Raw genomic sequence first — 21,251 nt, forward strand, 5'->3', positions numbered from 1 at the left:
TTAAAAAATCAGGCCCGAAAACGGTTGGTAATAGGATAACGCCAATCTTTGCCGAAGCTGCGGTGCGTCACGCGGATTCCGACAGGCGCTTGGCGGCGCTTGTATTCATTGATTTTGATGAGTCGAGTCACCCGCTCTACATCTTCCACACGGTAGCCAGCGGCGATGATCCCCTCGATGCTCTCGTCATTTTCCATGTAGCGCTCCAGAATGCCATCCAGCACCTCATAGGGTGGCAGACTGTCCTGGTCTTTCTGGTCAGGCCGCAGCTCGGCACTGGGCGGACGGGTGATGATGCGCTCTGGAATCGGGGCCAGACCGGTGCCGTAAGGGTCATGGGTATTACGCCACCACGCGAGCTTGAACACCGTGGTTTTGGCCAGGTCTTTGATGACTGCGAAGCCGCCCGCCATGTCTCCGTAGAGCGTGCAATAGCCGGTCGCCATCTCGGACTTGTTTCCAGTCGTCAGCACAATACTGCCGAATTTGTTGGACAAGGCCATCAGCAAGGTCCCACGGATGCGTGCCTGGATGTTCTCTTCGGTCGTGTCTTCTGCACGCCCCGCAAACTCTGAAGCCAATGAGGCCTTGAAAGCCTCGAACTCCGGCACGATGGAAATTTCGTCGTACCGCACGCCCATGCGGGCCGCCATGTCCCGGGCATCGATCCAGCTGATGTCCGCGGTGTACGGAGAAGGCATCATGACCGTGCGCACCTTGTCGGCACCGAGCGCATCGACTGCGATCGCCAAGACCAGGGCCGAGTCAATGCCACCAGACAGGCCCAACAAAGCGCCGGGAAAACCATTTTTGCCAATGTAATCGCGCACGCCCAACACCAAGGCATCCCACAGATCAGCCTCCGCAGAGCGCTCAGGCTCAATAGATGCTATTAATTGAATAGCACTACCCGCTCTATCTACGGTTACCGGAAAGACATTCTCTTGAAAACTCGGTGCCCGGCCAGCGACGGAGCCGTCTGCATTCAAGGCGAAGGAGTGGCCTTCAAAAACCACCTCGTCTTGCCCACCTACCAGATGTGCGTAGACCATGGGCAAACCGGTAGCCCTGCAACGCTCGCCCATGCGGGCCTCGCGCTCGTAACCCTTGCCCACATGAAAAGGAGACGCGTTGATGACCGCCAGCAACTCAGCGCCCGCCTCTTGGGCTAGGCGGGCGGGTTCTTCAAACCAGGCATCCTCGCAAATCAGCAGACCTACTTTGACGCGGTCTTCGCCCTCGCCCGCTTCAAACACACACACACCCTGACCCGGCGTGAAGTAGCGGCGCTCATCGAACACCTGGTAATTGGGTAATTCGCGCTTGGCGTAAGTGGCAACGACCTGCCCCTCGCAAAGCACCGAAGCTGCATTGAAGCGGCTTTGCACGGCAACAGAACGTGTGCGGCTATCACCCCCCGTTGGATGCCCCACCACCACCGCCATCCCTTTTAACCCGGCAAGCTGCTGCGCGACCGATTTCACGGCATCATCACAGGCCTGCATGAATGCGGGGCGCAAAAACAGATCTTCCGCGGCGTAACCGCAGATGGAAAGCTCTGGCGTCAATAGCAAGCGCGCGCCGTCCGCATAAGCCCGGTTGGCCGCATCGACGATTTTTATGACATTACCGTTCAGGTCACCGACGATGAAATTGAGTTGCGCAACGCACAGTTTGAGAGTCATGAACCAGCAGAAGGAAGTTCACAGCCAGGCCTGCATTGCAGACCCTTTGCGGCTGCCGCGCGGAGCGCTAAATGGGTAACGCTGATTATGTCATCCGGGTGTCAGAAGCGCCCTCTGCGGTCAACGCGTCCGCATGGGACGCCCTGCTATTCAGCCAAAGCCACCCGACGCCATTCATGCGGCACGCCTACCTGGCAGCCTTGCATGACAGTGGCAGCGCAACACCTGCCACCGGCTGGCGCCCCCATTTCTTCACCCTGCACCAAGGCGCGGAGCTGGCAGGCGCCTGCGTGGTTTACCTCAAAGACCATTCCTACGGGGAATACGTGTTCGACTGGGCGTGGGCCAGTGCCTATGAACAGCATGGCCTTCCCTACTATCCCAAAGCAGTGATTGCGGTGCCTTTCACCCCGGTGCCGGGCAGCCGATTGCTCGCCAAAGACGCACACGCCAGAGCTGCCCTGACCCAAGCGGTGCAGCGCTGGTGCGCAGAGCAGCATATTTCGTCAGCGCACATGTTGTTCGGTGCCGAGGCTGATCTGCAAGCCACAGACTCCGCCCACTGGATGCAGCGGCACACCGTGCAATTCCACTGGCACAACCGTGCGGAGGGCTATGCCGACTTTGACGATTTTTTGGCCAGCCTGAACCAGGAGAAGCGCAAAAAAATCAAACAAGAACGCCGCAAGGTAACAGAAGCGGGCGTGCAGTTCAGGCACAGCCGTGGCGCTGAGATCAGCCCTGAAGATTGGGCTTTTTTCTACCGCTGCTATGCCAATACTTACAGGGAACACGGTAACCCACCCTACCTGACGCCAGACTTCTTTCAGCGCATGGCTACGCAGCTGCCGGAGCATTGGCTCTTGTTTGTGGCGGAGCGAGACGGGCAGCCAATTGCTAGCAGTTTGATAGCAATTGGTGCAGCATCCATGAGCGCTGATGGCACATTTGAGCCTCAACACCGTGTGGCCTACGGGCGCTATTGGGGGGCCATGGAACAGGTGGATTGCCTCCACTTTGAGGCTTGCTACTACCAACCGCTTGCATGGTGTATTGCCAACGGCTACCGGCGGTTTGAAGGTGGCGCACAAGGCGAACACAAAATGGCCCGCGCCCTGCTCCCCACCCGGACCAGCAGTGCCCACTGGTTGCAACACCCGGCTTTTGCGGATGCCGTGCAGCGCTTTTTGGAGCGCGAGGGGGACGGCATTGCCCAGTACCTAGAGCACCTCGAGCACCGCAGCCCCCTCAAGCAGTCGCCTTAAAAAGTTTCCCAATCATCATCCCCGCCAGCAGGGGTGACCTTGCTGCTGGTTTTGGGCGGGGTCGGCGCATGCGCTACCAAGACAGGGGGTGCTTTGGCAGGAGGCCGTTTGGCGGCTGGTGCAGCCGCTGGCTTGGCAGTTGAGGCTTTTGGGGTGGTGTGCGTGACGGCGCGCCGCTCCGGTCCGGCAAAATTATTTTGCTCTGGAGGGTTGCTGCGCACTGCAGCTGGTTTGGCTGGCGCTGCCAGATGGCTTGCGCCGCTGTAGCCACCGGTGTGGCCTTCATTGCCTAGCTTAAAGACCGCCACCACTTGCACCAGGTCGTTAGCCTGGCTCTTGAGGCTGCTGGCTGCTGCTGCCATCTGCTCCACCAAGGCTGCGTTTTGCTGAGTGGCCTGGTCCATTTGGGTAACCGCTTCACCGACCTGGTTCACCCCGGCGCTTTGCTCGTTACTGGCCGCGCTGATTTCACCCATGATGTCGGTCACCCGGCGGATGCTGCTGACCACTTCGGTCATGGTTTCACCAGCCTTGTCGACCAGGGTGCTGCCCTGCTCAACACGCTCGACGCTGGCATTGATAAGTGTCTTGATCTCTTTGGCGGCTTCCGCAGAGCGCCCGGCCAAAGAGCGCACTTCCGAGGCCACCACGGCAAAACCCCTGCCTTGCTCGCCAGCACGGGCGGCTTCTACGGCAGCATTGAGGGCTAGGATGTTGGTTTGAAAAGCAATTCCGTCAATGACGCTGATGATGTCGGCAATCTTGCGGCTGGCCTCGTTGATGCCCTTCATGGTTTCCACGACTTGGCCCACGACCTCACCGCCTTGAATGGCCACGGTAGAGGCGTTCATCGCCAGTTGGTTGGCCTGGCGGGCGGAGTCCGCGTTTTGTTTGACGGTGGAGCCAAGCTCCTCCATCGAGGCCGCGGTTTCTTCGAGAGCACTGGCTTGGCTCTCGGTACGGGCACTAAGGTCATGATTGCCCTGCGCGATTTCTGAGCTGGCGGTCGCCACCGCATCGGCGCTAGAGCGCACCTGCCGCAAAACACCCTGCGTTTTTTCGACGAATTGGTTGAAGCCCGTGGCAATGACCGCGAGCTCATCCGAACCGCCCGCCTCGATACGGCGGGTAAGGTCTCCTTGACCGGAGCCAATGTCTTGCATGGCATCTTTCAGCAACACCAGGCGGCCCAACAAGCGGGTCAACACGCCACTGATGAGCACCACCGCAATCACGGCAATCACGATTCCACCCACAATCGACGACCACACCATCGCAGAAATGCCACTCAGTGCCTCGTCGCGATTCAAGGCGATCACCAGCATCCAGTCGGTACCGGCAATCGGTGTCGCAAACGCCAAACGGCGCTCTCCGGCGATCGTCATGTCACGCACAGATCCCGATTTGCTCAAGGCCTCCAACGCGCCACCACCGAGGTCAGGCGCAATATCAGTCACCGGCTTGAGGACCTTGGCGGTGTCCTCATGGACCATGATTTTTCCGGATTTGTCCGCGATAAATCCATAAGTCCCTGGCGTGGGGCGGATGGATGCCACATTGCGCACCACGGCATCCATGAAGACGTCGACCGACGTCACGCCTTTGATGGCCCCGCCCTCCCGCACCGCCGCGGAGAAGGTAATCACCAATTTTTTGGACCCCGCATCCACATAAGGCGGCGTCAGTGCTGGCCCTTGCGCTGCGGCCGCCAATTGGTACCACGGGCGAGCGGTAGGATCGTAGTCCGGCGGGAGATTTTGCTGTTCTGAGAATGCCGTGCGCTTGTCAGGAAAGCCGATGTAGGCAGAATCCACACCCCCTGCCACCTTGGCCTGTACCAGATACTTGAGCGGATCCGGCTCACTCACCGCAAAACCGAAAGATTTGACGATCTGGTGACGCCCTGCAACCCATTCGGCGATCTCCGAGGCGTGGGCCTTGGCGAGCGCGCCGGTCTGGCTGTCCAAGGTGCGCAATGCGTGGGAGCGTGCGGTCTGGACATTGGTGATCGAGAGTGCCGCCAAGCCCAGAAACACCAGGAGCCCTACCAGGGCCACAATCTTCCCGCGCAATGAGTTCAAAAACACAAAGGACATCGCTTACTCCGTTCTTGTTTAAGCAGCTTGCTGAGCCGCAATTTAACGCACTGCGCGCCAATTCACACCATTTTTGGCAATACCGCGAGGCCGCTGTGGCCCATGAGTGTCTCTATGTTCATCACGATCAGCATCCGCTCGTGCAAAGTCACCAGCCCGACAATGAACGGAGCCTCCATGGCCCCGTCAAATTGCGGCGCGGGCTTCACCGACTCTCGCTCTAGATTCACCACGTCCGACACGCCGTCCACTACAGCGCCCATGGTGCTGCCCAAGATGTTCAAGATCACCACCACCGTGGCGTCGTTATAGGCCACTGTCGGGAGTTGCAGCTTCAATCGCAAGTCGACGATGGGCACGATGACACCCCTGAGGTTTATCACGCCCTTGACGAAGCTCGGGGAATGGACCATCTTGGTCGGCATTTCATAGGAGCGAATCTCCTGCACTTGCCGGATATCGATCGCATATTCCTCGGTGCCCAAGCGCAGGGTCAAATACTCGCCCGATAAAACCGGGCCGGCTCCCTGCGTCAGGGTGTGAGTGAGCGTCGCATCCATAAAACCCCAAATTTAATTTAAATGTTTTTTAACAAATATTTTGTTTTATGATACACCGGAGACAAAATCTTGGAAAGCTTGACGCATCACGTTCGTGTTCATATCGACCGTTGCCCTAGCGCCTAAAGCAAAAGAAGCCGTGTGAATCGCGCTATCCGTGTCAGGAGCGTGGTTGGCAGATACTCTGTCAGCCAGCAGGCCTGTGCCCCGTGGGACTAACGGCTGGCGACTCCAATCGGTACCCCAGACCGCGAACGGTGTGAATCATCGGATCTGCATGGCCGTCGTCAATTTTGCTGCGCAAGCGGCGAATGTAGACGTCCACCACATTGGTCAGCGGATCCTCGCTGGCCCCCCACACATTCGAGAGAATGCGCTCCCGGCTGAAGAGGCGGCCCGGTGCACTCATCATCAGCTCCAAGAGGGCCAGTTCGCGTGCAGTGAGCGCCAGGATCTGCCCGCTCCGGCTGGCTTGCATGCGCTCCCGGTCAAACACCAAGTCCCCCACTACCAGCCGAGCGCTCACAGCAGGCACGACTTCCCGCCCCCGACGTGATAGGGACTCCAAGCGGGCCAACAATTCATCGAAATCGAAAGGTTTGGCCAGATAGTCATCCGCACCCAAGCGCAGGCCGGCCACCCGGTCTTCGACGGCCCCCAGTGCCGACAACATCAGGATCGGTAGTGCCACACCCTCTGCCCGCAAGGTCTGGCAGATCTCGAGGCCGCTCATGCCGGGCAGCATCAAATCCAAAACCAATACACAAGAAGGGCCGTGAGCGTTCCGCTCGCGTGCGACCCGGCGCGCCAGCTCCAAGCCCTCGGGGCCCGTCGATGCGACCTCGACCCTGTGCCCTTCAGCGCGCAAGCCACGGCTCAAAAAATCTGCGATCCGGGGATCGTCTTCAATCACAAAAATATTCATACCAAAGGCCCACCCATCAACGCTTGCGAGGCCAGCGGCAAACGCAACACCGCCCGGGTCCCCGCTTTGGTGCTGTGCAACTGCAATTGGCCGCCGTGGGCATCGGCCAAAGACCGGGCAATCGACAAGCCCAGTCCGCTTCCATCCGGCGAATGCTGGCGCGCAGCGGTCCCGCGAAAGCGGCGCTCAAACACCCGCCCCAACTCGTCGGGCGGGATACCAATCCCATCGTCCGACACCACCACCTGCACCGCACTGGTATGGCCCGCACTGTCAGCTTCAGACTCCACCATCAGGGTGACATGCCCGCCGGGGCGTGAGTAGCGCGTGGCGTTGTCCAGCAAGACACCCAAAAGCTGACGCAGGCGCAGCGAGTCACCTGACACGATGTGCTGCCCAGTCGAAGCCGGTGGCGGGCCCAGCCGAAGGCCCAACCGGGTGGCTGTTGCGCTCACCTGCGCCAGTGCATCGGCCGCCAGTTCATCCATGTCTACGGCCTCGCGCACCAAGGATAAGCCGTCCATATCGCTGCGCGCCATGGCCAGCAAATCGTCAATCACCGCCCCCAACTGTCGGGCAGTGCTGACGATTCGGCCCAAAGCTTCGCGGTATTCGCTGGCAGGCTTGTCAATACCGCGCAAGGTGATCTCCGCCTCCCCGCGGATCACGGTAGTGGGCGTGCGCAGCTCGTGGCTGATATCAGCAAATAGCCGGCGCCGCTGGCTATCGACCTTGCGCAAGGACGCCAACGCGTCGGCCAATTCAGCCGTGCGGGCTGCGACCAAGTCTTCGAGTCGCTGGCGTTGCACCGACTCACGCTCGCGATGCTGCTCCAGCTCTGCGGCCAGGGCATTCACACTTTGAGCCACGCTGGCAAATTCGTCGTGTCCCACCAGGGGTATGCGGTGAGACAGCTTTCCACTCTGAAGGGCTTGCGCCCCCTCATTGAGCTGCAGCAAGGGGTAGCGCAATGCGCGGCCAAAGTAGACCGCAGCGATCAGTGTGGCCCCCGCGAGCACCGCCGCAGCGCCCAACCACAACCAGCGCACCCACGCCAGGGTGGTGTCAGCAGCGGCACGCTCGCGTTGCACGGCAGCCCCCTCCCGGGCGATGTTTTCGGCAATCAACATGCGCATCTCCCCATCGTCTGCCATGTCAAAAACCCGGGCCAACATGAGGCTGTCCTGGCCCAATAGCAACTCACGGCCAGTGACTTGTGCCTGGGCCTTGGCGGCTGTGCGACCGAGCTCTGCAATGCTTTCTTCCAGCTTGGCCAAGGCCGCTGATCGGCGCCGGTATTCGTCGACTGCAAAGCTGCCGCTGTCGAGCTCCATCGCCTGCACGGTGAGAACTTTCAAGCGCTGCAATGTCCCTTGCATGGCGGATTGCAACTCAGCACGGGCTCCGTCGTCCACCTTGACACCCAGCTGAACTTGGGCGACCCAGGTCCGCAGACGCTGCTTTTGCGCCGACAGTTGAATAAACCCCGTGGCGATATCACTAGCCACACGGCCGCGCAGCACTTGCCGCTCGCTCACTGCCAGCGAAGCCGCCGCCAACAGCGCGGCAAACACCACGATGGACGCAAAAAGAGAGAGAACAAGAGTAAGACGGCGCCGGAACATGCCGGAATTGTCAGCGATGGCGGGGATGCGAGGTGGTGTTCATCTGGCGTTCATCTCAGCGTCAGCGATTGCTCATCTGACCGTCAGACCGGTTTCAAGTGGTGGGGCTCCAATCACTCCGTGGCAGCGTAAGGCGCTGCAACATGCACCATTTTTTGAACATAACCGGAGTTGCTTTATGAAAACCATGCTTTTGACAGGTATCAGCGCCCTGATGTTGGCTGGCACCGCCCAGGCGCAAATCGCCATCGTGAACCAGACCATCAGTCCCACCGAAGTACAAGCCGCACAGCAGGCGTGGTGCAAGGCCTTGGTCGACATCAGCAAGACACACGCCACCAGCGGCCAACCCGCCGCCAAAGCACTGGCTGAAAAAGTGATCAACTCCGCCTACGGCTACCAAATGGGTGCCGTGCTGTTCAAACCCACCCTGACGGTCAATCCGCAAACCTTCCGCACGACCCGGGCTGGGGCATTGGCCTATTTTGTAGGCGGGGATGCTGCGTACCCCAAAGACACCGGATTTGCCCTCAAAGGCTGGACCCAGTGTGAAATCTCCAATGCCGGCATTTTCATCACGGGCAACAGCGCGACCAGCATGGGCAAAGTGAGCTTCACCGGCAAGGACGGCAAAGTCACCACCGTGGATAAGACCTGGGGCTACGTGAGAGACGACGCAGGCAAACTGCGCATCACGCTGCACCACTCTTCGCTGGAATACAGCGGCAGCTGAGCGCCTGGTAATTGACACCCTGCGCCGCGTGTGCAGGTCAACGCCATAAAAAATAGCGCCCCACAGATCACTCTGTGGGGCGCTATTTTTTTAGTAGCACCCCGCGTCGTTTACGCGGGAGTGAACAGGCTTATTGCTGGTTGTATGCGGCAATGCCGTCCAGAATTTCTTTGTGGGCCTCGTCCTTGCCGCCCCAACCTTGCACCTTGACCCATTTGCCGGCGTCCAAGTCTTTGTAGTGCTCAAAGAAGTGCTCAATCGCCTTCAGGCGCATCGGGTTCAAATCTTCCAGCGATTGCCAGCGGGAGTACAGGGGCAGGATCTTGTCGGTGGGCACGGCCAACACCTTGCCGTCCATGCCGCCTTCGTCTTCCATCTTCAAGATGCCGATAGCGCGGCAAGGCACCACGACGCCTGGAGGCAAGGGAACCGGGGTGATCACCAACACATCGACCGGGTCACCGTCACCGGCGATGGTCTTGGGCACATAGCCGTAGTTGGTGGGGTAATGCATCGCGGTGTTCATGAAACGATCCACAAAGATGCAGCCGGAGGCCTTGTCCACTTCGTATTTGATGGGGTCGCCGTTCATCGAGATCTCGATGATCACGTTGAACGAATCAGGGACTTTATTACCGGGGGTCACGTTGTCTAAGGACATGCAATCTCTCTTTGTTTGAGTTGAAACAGGAAACGGGTGGATTAACACGGATTTTACTGACTTGGCACTTTCGTTTTTGCCCCAGCGGCCCCAAAGCGCGCTACATTGACCCCGTTGGCCAATCAACGCCCCTTGACCTGCCGTCCAGGCGCAATGAGGAAGCAACGCAGCGGGGACAACCCTGGCGTTGCTCCCACCTTTGCGACTCAGCCATCAAGGAGTGCTCTACATGACAGGCAACACTGCGCTGGTACTGGCGTTTGGCTCTGGCCTGATTGCCGTGATTTACGGGATCTGGGCACGACGCTGGATTCTTTCCCAAGACCCGGGAAATGCGCGCATGCAAGAGATTGCAGCCGCTATCCAAACCGGCGCGGCCGCTTACCTTGCACGCCAATACAAGACCATCATGTGGGTTGGCGTGGCGCTGGCGATCCTCATCGGTGTTTTTCTGGACAGTCTTTCGGCGATCGGCTTTGTCCTGGGTGCCGTGCTCTCGGGAGCGTGTGGCTTTATCGGGATGAACGTGTCCGTGCGGGCCAATGTACGCACTGCACAGGCAGCCACCCGTGGCATAGGCCCGGCTTTGGAAGTGGCCTTCCGGGGTGGCGCCATCACCGGCATGCTGGTGGTGGGCTTGGGGCTGCTGGGGGTGACCGGTTTCTATTGGTTTTTGGTGCCGGATGGTGCAGTGACTGCGGCCAAGCTCAATCCGCTGATCGGCTTCGCATTCGGCTCGTCGCTGATTTCCATTTTTGCGCGCCTTGGTGGTGGAATTTTCACCAAAGGCGCTGACGTCGGCGCCGACCTCGTAGGCAAGGTGGAAGCGGGTATCCCGGAAGACGACCCGCGCAACCCCGCCGTGATTGCCGACAATGTGGGAGACAACGTCGGTGACTGTGCAGGTATGGCCGCCGACCTGTTTGAGACCTATGCGGTTACGCTGATCGCTACTATGGTTTTAGGAGCACTCCTCGCAAGCGGTGCGGGCGCGAACGCTGTTTTATACCCACTTGTTTTGGGGGCAGTGTCCATTGTGGCTTCCATCATCGGCTGCTTCTTTGTCAAAGCGTCACCGGCCATGAAAAACGTGATGCCTGCCCTGTACAAGGGCTTGGCCGTTGCCGGCACGTTGTCGCTGATTGCGTTTTATTTTGTGACCCAATCAATGATTGCAGACAACGCCTTGGGCGGCACCGGGGCTGCCAGCAAACTCTTTGGCGCCTGTGCGGTCGGCTTGGTATTGACCGCAGCGCTGGTCTGGATCACCGAGTACTACACAGGCACACAATACGCGCCGGTGCAGCACATTGCACAGGCCTCGACGACCGGCCACGGCACCAACATCATTGCGGGCTTGGGCGTGTCCATGCGCTCTACGGCCTGGCCGGTGGTGTTTGTGTGTATCGCGATCTACACGGCTTATGTGCTGGCGGGGTTGTATGGCATTGCCATCGCAGCCACTTCCATGCTCAGCATGGCCGGCATTGTGGTGGCCTTGGATGCCTATGGCCCCATCACCGACAACGCAGGCGGTATTGCTGAAATGGCGGAGCTACCCGCCAGCGTACGCGATGTGACAGATCCACTGGACGCTGTCGGCAACACGACCAAAGCGGTCACCAAGGGGTACGCCATCGGCTCCGCAGGCTTGGCCGCACTGGTGCTGTTTGCCGACTACACTCATAAGCTGGATGCCTATGGCAAACACATCAGCTTTGACCTGAGCAACCCCATGGTGATCATCGGGCTGTTTATCGGTGGGCTGATCCCCTACCTTTTTGGCGCTATGGCCATGGAGGCGGTCGGGCGGGCGGCAGGCTCGGTGGTGGTCGAGGTTCGCCGCCAGTTCAAAGAGATCAAGGGCATCATGGACGGTAGCGGCAAACCCGAATACGACACGGCCGTAGACATGCTCACCACCGCCGCTATCAAAGAGATGATGATCCCGTCTCTCTTACCGGTGGTAGCACCCATTGTGGTTGGCTTGGCCTTGGGGCCCGAGGCCTTGGGCGGCTTGCTGATGGGAACCATCGTGACCGGCTTGTTCGTGGCCATCTCCATGTGCACCGGCGGTGGCGCCTGGGATAACGCCAAAAAATACATCGAAGACGGGCATCACGGAGGCAAGGGCTCCGAAACGCACAAGGCTGCCGTTACCGGAGACACCGTCGGCGACCCCTACAAAGACACCGCTGGTCCTGCCATTAACCCGCTGATCAAGATCATCAATATCGTCGCTTTACTGATCGTCCCTTTGATGATGAAAATACACGGCGGTTGATATTGGATACCTGTGTTGCTCTGCGCAAAACTGTTCTTCAAGAGACAGGCAGATGCCTACCTTGCGCTAATATGTAAAGGGAACCAATTTAAGCATCGACGAAGAGACTGAAGTGAAAATTCTTGTGATCGACGACCACGCCTTGGTGCGTGAAGGACTGCATCAGGTTCTGAAGGGACTGGACGAGGACGCCGTGGTGCTCCAAGCGGGTACTTGCGCTCGCGGTTTCGAGTTATCTGCAGAACATGCCGATTTGGATCTGGTTTTGTTGGACTATCACCTGCCCGACATGACAGGCTTGGCTGCGCTCGACATCTTCGGAAAGCGCCACCCTGAGCTCCCGATCGTGATGCTGTCCGGCTCCGCGAATACACAAATCATGCGGCAAGTACTACAAAACGGTGCTTCCGGCTTCGTGACCAAATCCACTTTGAGCGACGAGTTGCTCCACGCCGTCCGCTTGGTACTGAATGGCGATGTGTACTCCCCACGAGAATTGGACGCACCTCCAGCGGTGGTCCTGCAGGAAGACCTCAACAACAAGCCGCCCCTGACGCAACGTCAAGAGCTGGTGTTGCGCGAGCTATTGGATGGCCGCTCCAATAAAGAGATCGGAACAAGCTTGAACGTATCCGACGAAACGGTCAAAACCCACGTGGCAGCCATCTTGCGCTATTTTGATGTGCAAAACCGGACGCAAGCTGTCGTTGCAGCAGCTCGCAGCGGCTACCGCCCTGCCACCAGCTCTTGAGTGCTGGCCTCGGCGTCCGAGGCATTGCTAATCGCCAAACGACGCATCAAGCTGCGAAGCTTGGCCGGCCGCACGGGCTTGTGCAATAGGGTCAAGTTACGGGCTTTGGCTGCATGCAACAAATTGGCGTCGGTATCGCCACTCATGAGGCAAGCGGCAATCGGCCTGCGCGAATGTGCGCGGACCATATCGATAACGTCCATCCCGTTGCGATCTTCGCCCAAGCGGAAATCCGACAAGACCAAGTCAGGCGCCGGGTAGGCGTTCACAAAATCCAATGCCTGCTGAACGTTGGCCGCCGCATTGACCACGCAGCCCCAGGATTGCAGCAAGCTCTGCAGCGCCTCCAGTGCGAAGCCATCGTCCTCAACGATCAGGATCCGCATCCCCTCGAGCTCACCCCCTTGGGCAGAAAGCGTTAGTGGCGCAGGAGCTGAGAACTCTTGCGGCAGAGCCCTTGGCAAGACGATGGAAAACCGGGTCCCGCAGCCCAAATCAGAACGCAGACTGATGCTGTGGCCCAGTAGCTTGACGGTACGCTCCACAATATTCAGGCCGAGGCCCAAGCCCTGTGTACGGTCGCGGCCGCTATTGCCGACTTGGTAAAACTCCCGGAAGATTTCTTGCTGGTGCTCAGGCGAAATACCGATACCGCTGTCTGCCACATCGATCCGTAAATTGCTACCGCCATCGATCACCCGGCATGCCACCAACACAGTGCCTTGCTCGGTGTAGCGCACCGCATTGTTGGCAAGGTTCATCACCACCCGCTGCAAAAGAACGGGGTCACTGAGAAACCACTCCTGCGTGGGCCGAATGCGCAAGCGCAGCCCTTTGCTGCTGGCCAACGGAATCAAAGCCTTGTGCACTGCCTGAAACAGCTTGTCCAAGGGCGACTCGGTGCGGTGCACCTGAACAGCCCCCGCATCCAAACGGGATACATCCAGCAACCCATCCAACAAATCCTGCATGGAAGACACCGACGCTTCCAGGCTGTCTACGACCTGGCGGGCAGATATATCTAAGGGCAATTGACCCAAGCGAGCGACAAACATGCCCAATGCGTGCGTGGGTTGGCGCAGGTCGTGGCTTGCTGCGGCCAAAAAGCGCGATTTGGCCAGGGTGGCGCTTTCCGCTTCTTCTTTCTTGAGTCGCAGCTCGCGGGTCGCGACTTCCACGCGGTATTCCAACTCCTCGCGTCCCCAAGCCAAACGCTGGGCCATTTGATTGAGACGGGTCTGCAAATCGAACAAAGGGTCTGAAGGCAGCGCCTCAGAGCTCGGGTTCAAATCACCCTCGCCGATGCGCTCAATCGCGCGCGACACACGCATCACGGGTCCGATCACCCCCTCCCCAAGTCGGGAGGCCAACCAGCCGCCCAGCATCAACCCCACCAGCCCGATACCGAGTGCGACCAGCAAAGTCTCTTGGCCGCTTTGATCCAGTCGATCCCGTGACACCTCCAGCACCACGTATCCCAAAACGTTGCTGTTCAACCCTTGTGTCGGCCCGGAATAAAAGTCATCCAACGCGACATTGCTCGGCCACACCCGCTCCCAGAACACATCGACCCCGAGCCGCTTCTGGCGCGCAATGTAATTGGCCCCCATAGCCTCGGGCAGCTCTGCATAGCGGGTCTCCCCCGCCCTCGCCAAGACCTGCCCGTTGCCATTGAAAATAGCAATCGAGCGGACATCCGGCTCGGTTTTCAAACCGTTCGCAATAGCTTGCAGACTCGCAGCATTCCCGGAGAACAAACCATACTCACTGGCCCGCGCCAGTTGTTGAACGATCAATCGCGCACGGGTGGTGTGCGCCGAATCCAGATCAGAGACACGGGTCGTCCAAAAAACGGCCATCAAGGCCAACACCACCAGGAACACAGGGGTGATGGCTGCCAGCAGCATGCGAAAGCGGATCCCCTGGAATCTCATGGGCGACGCTCCGAACGCTTGAGCCGCTCTGTCAAAGAGCGCTCGTCCAGCACCAGGTCCAGCGAACGGGCGACTTGCTCGTTCAATACAACGGTGAAATCCGTCGGATATTGCAGCGAAATTCCGGTATTGCCAGTCAAATGTGTTTTGGCTATTGCAAAAGCTTGAATTCCGATTTGCCGCGGCGTGCTGTGCAAAGACATGAGTGCCCCGGCCCGCACATAGGCCGGCGAAAAAGCAATGACCGGCACACGAGCCCGATAAGTCGCCAGCAACACATTGGAGATAGTAGATCCGTTGTAGACCTTTGTCAAACGCAGTTTCGATTTGATACAGCTGTCGAACGCAAACGCGGCGTGGATTTGATACACCGTTGTGTGGGGCGATTGTCTGTTTTGTCTTTGCTTGTCTTTCAAGCAGTCAGTGGCTCGCCACTGACTGCTTGGCGCCCTTAGGCTGCCTGTTCCTCCTGTGTATCAAGGTGACTGCGTTTTCGTTTGAGTAGGGTATTGCTGCTGGCGGCAATCACACCGGCACGCCGCTTATCTTTCAGGCGATAGGAGTCTCCTGAAATCGGGACCACATGGGCGTGGTGGAGCAGTCGGTCAAGTAGCGCCGCTGTCAGCGTGGCATCGTCTGCAAACGTCTGGTCCCATTGCCCAAACGGCAGATTGGAGGTCAGGATGAGACTTCCCACTTCATAGCGTTTGGCAATGACTTGGAACAGAAGATTCGCCTGTTCCCGATTCATGGGAAGGTACCCGACCTCGTCAATGATCAACAGCCGGTAGGGACGCACGATGCGTTTGATAGCCTCTTCCAGGGTGTTCTGCCGTAGTGCCGTGCTCAGTGTCATCAGCAGATCTGCCGCCGTGATGAAACGCGTCTTGATTCCAGCCTGGGTTGCCCTGTAGCCCAAGGCGATGGCCAAGTGGGTTTTGCCCACCCCACTGGCGCCCAGCAAGACCACGTTCTCGCTGCGCTCCACGAAGGCCAGACTGCCAAGCTCCTGTACCAGGGGTTTGGGCACGCCGCTGGCAAACTGGAAGTCAAACTCATCAAGCGTCTTGATGGCGGGGAAGCCCGCTATGCGCGTGAGCATGGCGCGTGTTCTCTCCACTCTGGCTAGAGCCTCGCCACGCAAGGCTTGCTCCAGGAACTCCAGGTACCCCAGCTCTTTCTTGGCCGCCATTTGCCCCAAGTGGGCAAGCTGATCGGGTAAGTTGAGCAGGCGCAGCTGATCACACAGTTCACGCAGTCTTTCCATTTGCAGGCTCATGGTCGTCCTCCTGCTGAGGCTTGGTTGTGCACCAGCGTGTCATACATCGCCAGAGGATGCTGCAGGCCTCGCCATGCCGCGGCTGGAATTGGCCGGACTGCTGCGCCGCTACCGGTGACTTTTTGCAATTGACGCACTGTTCGCCCACTGTAGGCGCTGGGGATGGCCAGCAGATGTGTGCGCTCCTGTTGCAAAGCCAGTGCCGGCACACACCCAGTGGTTCCGTGGATCCGCACATTGGCAACGTCACGCAGCCAGGTGCGCATTTCCCGATTGGCTGTGTCCGCGTCCACCACCAAGCATTGCTGCTTCATACTCGCCACCAATGGCACCCAGAAGCTGCGCCGGATGTAGCCATTCATGCGTTCGACTTTGCCCTTGGTCTTGGCCCGATAGGGCTTGCACACCCGCGGCACAAAGCCATGGTGGTGCGCAAAGTCAGCAAAGGCACCCTGGAACTGGTGCAGGTTCTTGCCGTAGGCGTCACGCTTGAGGATGACGGTCTTCATGTTGTCGTACAGCACTTCACGGGTGACTCCACCAAAGCTCTCGAACGCCCTGACATGGCACGCCAGTAGTGTCTCCAGCTTCATGTCTGTGACAAACTCCGCGAAGGTCGCCCGGCTGTGGCCAAGCGTTGCCACAAACGCCGCCAACATGCCGTCTTTATGCCCAGACTTGCGGAACTCGATCCAGTCCATCTGCATTTGCTCACCGGGCTGGGTCTCGAACCGCACAACCGGATCCGGGCGCGCCTGTGGACGCAACTCCTTGAGGTACTCCTGCAGGATGCGCACGGAGCCCGTATACCCCTGTGCGGCAATCTCACGCTGCAGCACCGTTGCGGGAATCCAATCAGGCTTGGCCGCCTGAATACGTCCAGCCAAGTAGTCCTTGAATGGATCGAGCTTGCTTTTACGTTCCGGCAGTTTCTTCATGGCCGGCGGACCGCCCTCCAAATACTTACGCACCGTGTTGACTGCCATTCCAGTTTGCGCCGATATCTCGCGCAAGCTCAGCCTGTGCTTCCTTAAAACCTTGAGTTCCATGTACTCCTCGTTCGTAATCATTGCCAGTCCCATCCATGGTTCGGATGGCTTGGCACGTTAGTCGAGGTGTATCAATTCCTCACCGCGTTTGCGTGTCATTTTCATACTGCGCGTGACACCTTGGAGTCAGGAACAGCCAATAGCACATCGGTATCGTCCAAAACCGCCTTCAAAGCGGAAAACAGAGTTCCCGAGCCACCAACATAGCCACTGACCAACTCCATGCCCTTTGATTGCAGAGCCGAATGTAGTGTCGGGCTCTGTTGACTGGACTCCGAACCGAACAGAACGCCCACCCTTCTTGTATTGGGGAGCGCAAGACGCATCAACTCGACTTGACGACTGAAAGGCTGATCCAGGTACACCGCGCTGACAGAGGCTTGCGATTTGGAGGGTGCCTCCCGCAAGATACGCTCCATGCCAGCGCGCGGAATCAGCGAGGCCACCACAGGTATCCGCACATCGAGCGCCAAAACGCTGGCCAAAGCATCGCTGCCTAACGTCATGACAACACGTGCACCCTGAAGAAGCTCAGCCTCTTGCAGGCGGCTATCGCTAAGGTAAGTGATCGACGGCTGGGCGCGCTCAGGGTAAGCGCGCGTAAATTCAAGCGCAATAGTTTGGGCAGTTTCTACATGGCCTGCCGTCTTTTCACTGCTGACGATGACCAAATCAGCCGCTTGCACCTGCGCGAACACACTGATCGAAAGAACCCAGCCAACGATCCAGCGAATAACGCGCAAACCCATATGTTCAGAGCTCGGTTTTCACGGTTACGAACGCCCGACGATCGAAGAAAAACTTCTGATCTCCATCACGAATTGGCTGATCCAGATTTTGGATCACCAGGGATAGTTCGGCCTTGCGGCCGGACAAGCGAAAGGGTTTTGCAATCCGTAGATCTGTCCGGACGATGTTGTAGAGCCGCTTGTTGTCGGACATCAGGGCAATATCTTCTGACTGGGCGTGCATCAGTGAGACCACATAGCCATTGCCTAGGGAGTAGCTCCCGGTCAAAGACATAGCATACCGTGCGGCACCTCGAAGGACCCGCAGCTGCTCTACCCCGGAAATATGGGTCCAGGTCTGGGTCACCATGAGGAAGGAGGGGGCCGATGGCTTCCATTGAAGCTGGTGTTCCAACCCTTGGATGCGATAGTTTTGGATATTCAAATGGTCATTGGGACTTACGAAGTCATCCGGTTGACCTACCAGCCTTGGCCGCTCTATACCGTCGGTAATCCGCTCATCAAAAACCCTCACGTCTCCAGACAACCCGCGTGCAGGCAGTGCCAGGTTGTATCCGAGTTCACGACTCTCAATTTTCTCGGGCCCCACATTGCCGCTGCTCAACACGGTAGTGATCGGGTTTTTCCCGCTCTGGTCATAGTACCGAACGGCAGCATATTTCTCGAAAGCACTGGGGGGCCGGAACGCAGTGGACACGCCGGCCCTCAAGGTATGCCCTTGAGATACATGCCAGTTCAGCATCAAGCGCGGAGACACGGTTTTCCCGCCGAGTTCGCTTTGCTCCAACATGACCCCGCTATTGAGTATCCAGGCAGGCAAGGGCTTCCACTCCAAGTTGCCAAACAGGCGTTGGAAGTCTGTAGAGACGCTACCCCTACCATCAAAGGTCGACGGGGATGTCAAAACTTCCTTGCGGAGCTCAGCCCCCCATACCGATCTCCATTGCGGATTCAACACGGTGGTGTGCTGAAGGGAGACCGCTTGGTTTACTTCGTAGCCACTAAAGTCCACCGGAATCCCGAAGTAATTGGTCCCCGCGTTGTTACTGAGATAAGGAAAAACATCCCTGTGGGTGTTTTCGGTATGGGAAAGCGAAACTTTCAAATCCTGCTCGGGTGTCAAAATTTTGTGCCAATCTGCTTGCACAAATTGCGCCCCGATAAATCGACTACGCTCTGCGTTGCCGGGCGAGTCCGCATTTCCGCGTCCGGCATCTATCCCTGCACTGCCTGCTCGTAACTCCAACTCCAAACCGCTTTCGAGGGCCAGCGCACCAGTGACATTCACCCTTGAGACACGGTTCACCCCGTAGGCCGAACGCAAGCCCATGTCACCCCGCGTGTCCGCGGACACACGATATGCATGGTCTGAATCGCCCCAACCGGTGCTGACAAATGCGTCTGCCACACCGCTGTCCCCTGCAGTCACCCTCGCTCGTGATCCGGCTGTTTCGCGAACATCGCGAGAAATAATGTTGATCACGCCTAAAAACGCGCGCGCACCATAGGCGGCGGAATTGGAACCCCGCAGTATCTCAATGCGCTCGATATCGTCCATAGCCAATGCCTGCAGACCCAGACCTGCCGAGCCTTGCAGGTGGCCCGAATACACCGAACGGCCGTCGACCAATACCTGAATGCGGTTGGCCCAGTCGTCATTGCGACCGTGGTAGCTGGCCATGGGCGCATCCGTTTCAAACGATGTAGTCGTCTGGAAACCCGGAACGAGGCGCAGCAAATCCGTAATGTCGCGCGCGCCCGAAATACGGATGAAGTGGCGGTCCAAGATAGTCACTGCGCCAGGCGCTTCGTCCACCGGCTGTGCGAGGCGGGATACCGATAAAACGACCGGAATATCACTCATGAAATCACGTTCGGACACCGCCACGGGTCCGGTTTGCTCTGCAGCAACCCAAGGGGATACCAATGTCAGTAACATTACGGTGATAGATGGCTTCATGGTGTTCGATCCAACAACGGTTGCTATTCTTTCTGCAGCAGATTTTGCCCTGATTACGGCGACTTTGACGAACATTCCTACAAACCGCATGGCAAGCTCTACCCAACGCGTTTTCCCTCTGATTGACAAACGAACCCTCGGGCTCCCCATGCCGTTGCAACCCGCTGGCACACCCCGGGCGGCGACTGCAGCACCGACCTTGGATACCCTCGGCCGGCCGCTGAGGGACCTGAGAATAAGCGTCACTGACCGCTGCAACTTCAGATGCAGCTATTGCATGCCGAAGGAAGTATTTCACAAAGATTACCCTTACCTCCCCCACCACGATCTGCTGAATTTTGAGGAGATCACGCGAGTCGCCCGACAGTTCGTGGCACTGGGAGTTCAAAAATTACGCCTGACGGGCGGAGAGCCGCTCTTGCGTAAAAATCTCGAAGCGCTGATCGAACAACTGGCGGCCATACCCACTCCATCGGGCCAGCCCCTGGACATCACCCTCACCACCAATGGCTCTGTGCTTGCAAAGAAAGCCGCTTCGCTACAGCGTGCGGGCCTGCGAAGAGTCACCGTGAGCCTCGATGGTCTGGATGACCACGTCTTCCAAGCCATGAATGACGTGGCATTCCCGGTCCGGGATGTCCTCTTGGGCATTGAAGCAGCGCAAAAAGCGGGCTTGGGTCCAATCAAAGTGAACATGGTAGTCAAGCGCGGCACCAATGAACAAGAGATCTTGCCCATGGCACGGCACTTCAAGGGCACAGGTGTTGCACTCCGCTTCATCGAATACATGGATGTCGGTGCAACCAATGGCTGGCAAATGGACCAGGTAGTGCCGAGCAACGAAGTGCTAAAGCGAATTCAGGCAGAGATGCCCCTCATCGCCCTTGAGAGCACACAGTCGGGCGAAACCGCGCAGCGTTGGGGCTACACAGATGCCGCCGGACGGCACGACGCGACAGCCGGTGAGGTGGGCTTTATCAGCAGCGTAACGCAAGCGTTCTGCGGGGACTGCAACCGGGCGCGCCTCTCTACCGAAGGGCAACTCTACCTCTGTCTGTTTGCCGGCCAAGGCCATGATTTGCGGTCACTATTGCGCTCTGGAGCGGATGACCAGCAGCTACAAGACGCCATTGCCCGCGTGTGGGGCGCGCGAAAAGACCAGTATTCCGCACAACGGGGGGCCGAGTCCACAGGGGCCGGTACGGCCACCCGCCGCGTCGAGATGAGCTATATCGGAGGCTAGCTCCGCTGGCGCAGCGCCTGCTCTACGCCACGGTTGGCCAATCCATCGGCACGTTCGTTACCCGGATCTCCGGCGTGCCCTTTGACCCAGCGCCAATCAATTTTGTGGCCTGCAGTACTCACCAAGGTGTCGAGGCGCTGCCACAAATCCACATTTTTTACGGGTTGCTTGGAAGCTGTTTTCCAGCCCTTGGCCTTCCAGCCTTGCAGCCACTCCGTGATGCCTTTCAGGACATATTGACTGTCAATATGCAAGGTCACGTCGCAGGGGCGCTTCAAGGCGGTCAACGCCTCGATCACTGCCATCATTTCCATGCGGTTATTGGTGGTACCCAGCTCGCCGCCTGACAGCTCCTTTTCAGCGCCGTCGGCAGACCGGAGCAGCACACCCCAGCCCCCGGGCCCCGGATTGCCCTTGCAGGCCCCATCGGTGTAAATCACTACTTTCGCCAT

General features: G+C 58.4%; 18 protein-coding genes. 5 read left to right on the top strand and 13 right to left on the bottom strand.

The genetic code is table 11. The features are described from left to right. Positions 1-8: 8 nt before the first annotated feature. Positions 9-1,685, bottom strand: a complete 1,677-nt coding sequence (locus RAE21_RS08070; protein WP_313880922.1) for an NAD+ synthase — start codon at positions 1,683-1,685, stop codon at positions 9-11. A gap of 71 nt (positions 1,686-1,756) precedes the next feature. Here RAE21_RS08070 and RAE21_RS08075 point away from each other — a divergent pair, with 71 nt between their 5' ends. Further along, positions 1,757-2,950: a GNAT family N-acetyltransferase gene (locus tag RAE21_RS08075; RefSeq protein WP_313880923.1), complete on the top strand. Its 1,194-nt coding sequence runs from the start codon at positions 1,757-1,759 to the stop codon at positions 2,948-2,950. Here the strand turns inward: RAE21_RS08075 and RAE21_RS08080 are convergent. The 4 genes from RAE21_RS08080 to RAE21_RS08095 all read right to left on the bottom strand — a co-directional run bounded on the left by RAE21_RS08080 (position 2,947) and on the right by RAE21_RS08095 (position 8,156). Next, positions 2,947-5,046, bottom strand: a complete 2,100-nt coding sequence (locus tag RAE21_RS08080) for a methyl-accepting chemotaxis protein (protein WP_313880924.1) — start codon at positions 5,044-5,046, stop codon at positions 2,947-2,949. The genes RAE21_RS08075 and RAE21_RS08080 overlap by 4 nt on opposite strands. A 62-nt stretch (positions 5,047-5,108) precedes the next feature. Then, the gene (locus RAE21_RS08085) at positions 5,109-5,606 is read right to left on the bottom strand and encodes a chemotaxis protein CheW (protein WP_313880925.1); all 498 of its coding nucleotides are present in this window, start codon (positions 5,604-5,606) and stop codon (positions 5,109-5,111) included. Between the two features lie 187 nt (positions 5,607-5,793). Continuing rightward, entirely contained in the window at positions 5,794-6,531 is a 738-nt protein-coding gene (locus tag RAE21_RS08090) for a response regulator transcription factor (protein ID WP_313880926.1), read from the bottom strand. Continuing rightward, positions 6,528-8,156 carry a sensor histidine kinase gene (locus tag RAE21_RS08095; protein ID WP_313880927.1) on the bottom strand — a complete coding sequence of 543 codons (1,629 nt, stop codon included), beginning with the start codon at positions 8,154-8,156 and terminating at the stop codon, positions 6,528-6,530. The genes RAE21_RS08090 and RAE21_RS08095 overlap by 4 nt, the downstream gene beginning before the upstream one ends. Positions 8,157-8,334: 178 nt before the next feature. On the opposite strand from RAE21_RS08095, the gene RAE21_RS08100 reads away from it, so the two are divergent. Beyond that, positions 8,335-8,889, top strand: coding sequence for a hypothetical protein (locus tag RAE21_RS08100; RefSeq protein WP_313880928.1), 555 nt, complete (start codon positions 8,335-8,337; stop codon positions 8,887-8,889). 130 nt (positions 8,890-9,019) lie between these two features. Here RAE21_RS08100 and ppa read toward each other — a convergent pair whose 3' ends face one another. Further along, positions 9,020-9,550, bottom strand: coding sequence for an inorganic diphosphatase (gene ppa / locus RAE21_RS08105; protein ID WP_313875849.1), 531 nt, complete (start codon positions 9,548-9,550; stop codon positions 9,020-9,022). 229 nt (positions 9,551-9,779) lie between these two features. Here ppa and RAE21_RS08110 point away from each other — a divergent pair, with 229 nt between their 5' ends. Together RAE21_RS08110 and RAE21_RS08115 are read left to right on the top strand one after the other, a co-directional pair. Next, positions 9,780-11,834, top strand: a complete 2,055-nt coding sequence (locus RAE21_RS08110) for a sodium-translocating pyrophosphatase (protein ID WP_313880929.1) — start codon at positions 9,780-9,782, stop codon at positions 11,832-11,834. Between the two features lie 112 nt (positions 11,835-11,946). Continuing rightward, positions 11,947-12,585, top strand: a complete 639-nt coding sequence (locus RAE21_RS08115) for a response regulator (RefSeq protein WP_313880930.1) — start codon at positions 11,947-11,949, stop codon at positions 12,583-12,585. Here the strand turns inward: RAE21_RS08115 and RAE21_RS08120 are convergent. The 6 genes from RAE21_RS08120 to RAE21_RS08145 all read right to left on the bottom strand — a co-directional run bounded on the left by RAE21_RS08120 (position 12,561) and on the right by RAE21_RS08145 (position 19,646). After that, positions 12,561-14,519: a hybrid sensor histidine kinase/response regulator gene (locus RAE21_RS08120; protein ID WP_313880931.1), complete on the bottom strand. Its 1,959-nt coding sequence runs from the start codon at positions 14,517-14,519 to the stop codon at positions 12,561-12,563. The two genes, RAE21_RS08115 and RAE21_RS08120, sit on opposite strands and share 25 nt — an antisense overlap. Then, the gene (locus tag RAE21_RS08125; protein WP_313880932.1) at positions 14,516-14,935 is read right to left on the bottom strand and encodes an ABC transporter substrate binding protein; all 420 of its coding nucleotides are present in this window, start codon (positions 14,933-14,935) and stop codon (positions 14,516-14,518) included. The genes RAE21_RS08120 and RAE21_RS08125 overlap by 4 nt, the downstream gene beginning before the upstream one ends. Positions 14,936-14,970: 35 nt before the next feature. Next, complete coding sequence (istB, locus tag RAE21_RS08130; RefSeq protein WP_313879687.1) at positions 14,971-15,798, bottom strand: IS21-like element helper ATPase IstB; 828 nt, start codon at positions 15,796-15,798, stop codon at positions 14,971-14,973. After that, positions 15,795-16,868, bottom strand: a complete 1,074-nt coding sequence (gene istA / locus RAE21_RS08135) for an IS21 family transposase (protein WP_428984048.1) — start codon at positions 16,866-16,868, stop codon at positions 15,795-15,797. Before istA ends, istB begins: the two co-directional genes overlap by 4 nt. An 80-nt stretch (positions 16,869-16,948) precedes the next feature. After that, positions 16,949-17,596, bottom strand: coding sequence for a hypothetical protein (locus tag RAE21_RS08140; RefSeq protein ID WP_313880933.1), 648 nt, complete (start codon positions 17,594-17,596; stop codon positions 16,949-16,951). A 4-nt stretch (positions 17,597-17,600) separates the two neighbouring features. After that, the gene (locus RAE21_RS08145) at positions 17,601-19,646 is read right to left on the bottom strand and encodes a TonB-dependent receptor plug domain-containing protein (protein WP_313880934.1); all 2,046 of its coding nucleotides are present in this window, start codon (positions 19,644-19,646) and stop codon (positions 17,601-17,603) included. A gap of 58 nt (positions 19,647-19,704) precedes the next feature. On the opposite strand from RAE21_RS08145, the gene moaA reads away from it, so the two are divergent. Further along, positions 19,705-20,799 carry a GTP 3',8-cyclase MoaA gene (gene moaA, locus RAE21_RS08150; RefSeq protein ID WP_313880935.1) on the top strand — a complete coding sequence of 365 codons (1,095 nt, stop codon included), beginning with the start codon at positions 19,705-19,707 and terminating at the stop codon, positions 20,797-20,799. On the opposite strand, the gene rnhA is transcribed toward moaA, so the two are convergent. Continuing rightward, positions 20,796-21,251, bottom strand: a complete 456-nt coding sequence (gene rnhA, locus RAE21_RS08155) for a ribonuclease HI (protein ID WP_313882679.1) — start codon at positions 21,249-21,251, stop codon at positions 20,796-20,798. The two genes, moaA and rnhA, sit on opposite strands and share 4 nt — an antisense overlap.

The sequence above is a fragment of the Rhodoferax potami genome, from assembly GCF_032193765.1.
GTDB classification, from domain to species: Bacteria; Pseudomonadota; Gammaproteobacteria; order Burkholderiales; family Burkholderiaceae_C; genus Allorhodoferax; species Allorhodoferax potami.

Bases quoted from the DNA above. Each gene is read 5' to 3' on its own strand.
- RAE21_RS08070 (WP_313880922.1), bottom strand. From the start codon at position 1,685: ATGACTCTCAAACTGTGCGTTGCGCAACTCAATTTCATCGTCGGTGAC.
- istA (WP_428984048.1), bottom strand. From the start codon at position 16,868: ATGATTACGAACGAGGAGTACATGGAACTCAAGGTTTTAAGGAAGCAC.
- RAE21_RS08110 (WP_313880929.1), top strand. From the start codon at position 9,780: ATGACAGGCAACACTGCGCTGGTACTGGCGTTTGGCTCTGGCCTGATT.
- RAE21_RS08120 (WP_313880931.1), bottom strand. From the start codon at position 14,519: ATGAGATTCCAGGGGATCCGCTTTCGCATGCTGCTGGCAGCCATCACC.
- istB (WP_313879687.1), bottom strand. From the start codon at position 15,798: ATGAGCCTGCAAATGGAAAGACTGCGTGAACTGTGTGATCAGCTGCGC.
- RAE21_RS08085 (WP_313880925.1), bottom strand. From the start codon at position 5,606: ATGGATGCGACGCTCACTCACACCCTGACGCAGGGAGCCGGCCCGGTT.
- moaA (WP_313880935.1), top strand. From the start codon at position 19,705: ATGCCGTTGCAACCCGCTGGCACACCCCGGGCGGCGACTGCAGCACCG.
- RAE21_RS08100 (WP_313880928.1), top strand. From the start codon at position 8,335: ATGAAAACCATGCTTTTGACAGGTATCAGCGCCCTGATGTTGGCTGGC.
- RAE21_RS08095 (WP_313880927.1), bottom strand. From the start codon at position 8,156: ATGTTCCGGCGCCGTCTTACTCTTGTTCTCTCTCTTTTTGCGTCCATC.
- RAE21_RS08080 (WP_313880924.1), bottom strand. From the start codon at position 5,046: ATGTCCTTTGTGTTTTTGAACTCATTGCGCGGGAAGATTGTGGCCCTG.
- RAE21_RS08090 (WP_313880926.1), bottom strand. From the start codon at position 6,531: ATGAATATTTTTGTGATTGAAGACGATCCCCGGATCGCAGATTTTTTG.
- RAE21_RS08145 (WP_313880934.1), bottom strand. From the start codon at position 19,646: ATGCGGTTTGTAGGAATGTTCGTCAAAGTCGCCGTAATCAGGGCAAAA.
- ppa (WP_313875849.1), bottom strand. From the start codon at position 9,550: ATGTCCTTAGACAACGTGACCCCCGGTAATAAAGTCCCTGATTCGTTC.
- rnhA (WP_313882679.1), bottom strand. From the start codon at position 21,251: ATGGCGAAAGTAGTGATTTACACCGATGGGGCCTGCAAGGGCAATCCG.
- RAE21_RS08075 (WP_313880923.1), top strand. From the start codon at position 1,757: ATGGGTAACGCTGATTATGTCATCCGGGTGTCAGAAGCGCCCTCTGCG.
- RAE21_RS08140 (WP_313880933.1), bottom strand. From the start codon at position 17,596: ATGGGTTTGCGCGTTATTCGCTGGATCGTTGGCTGGGTTCTTTCGATC.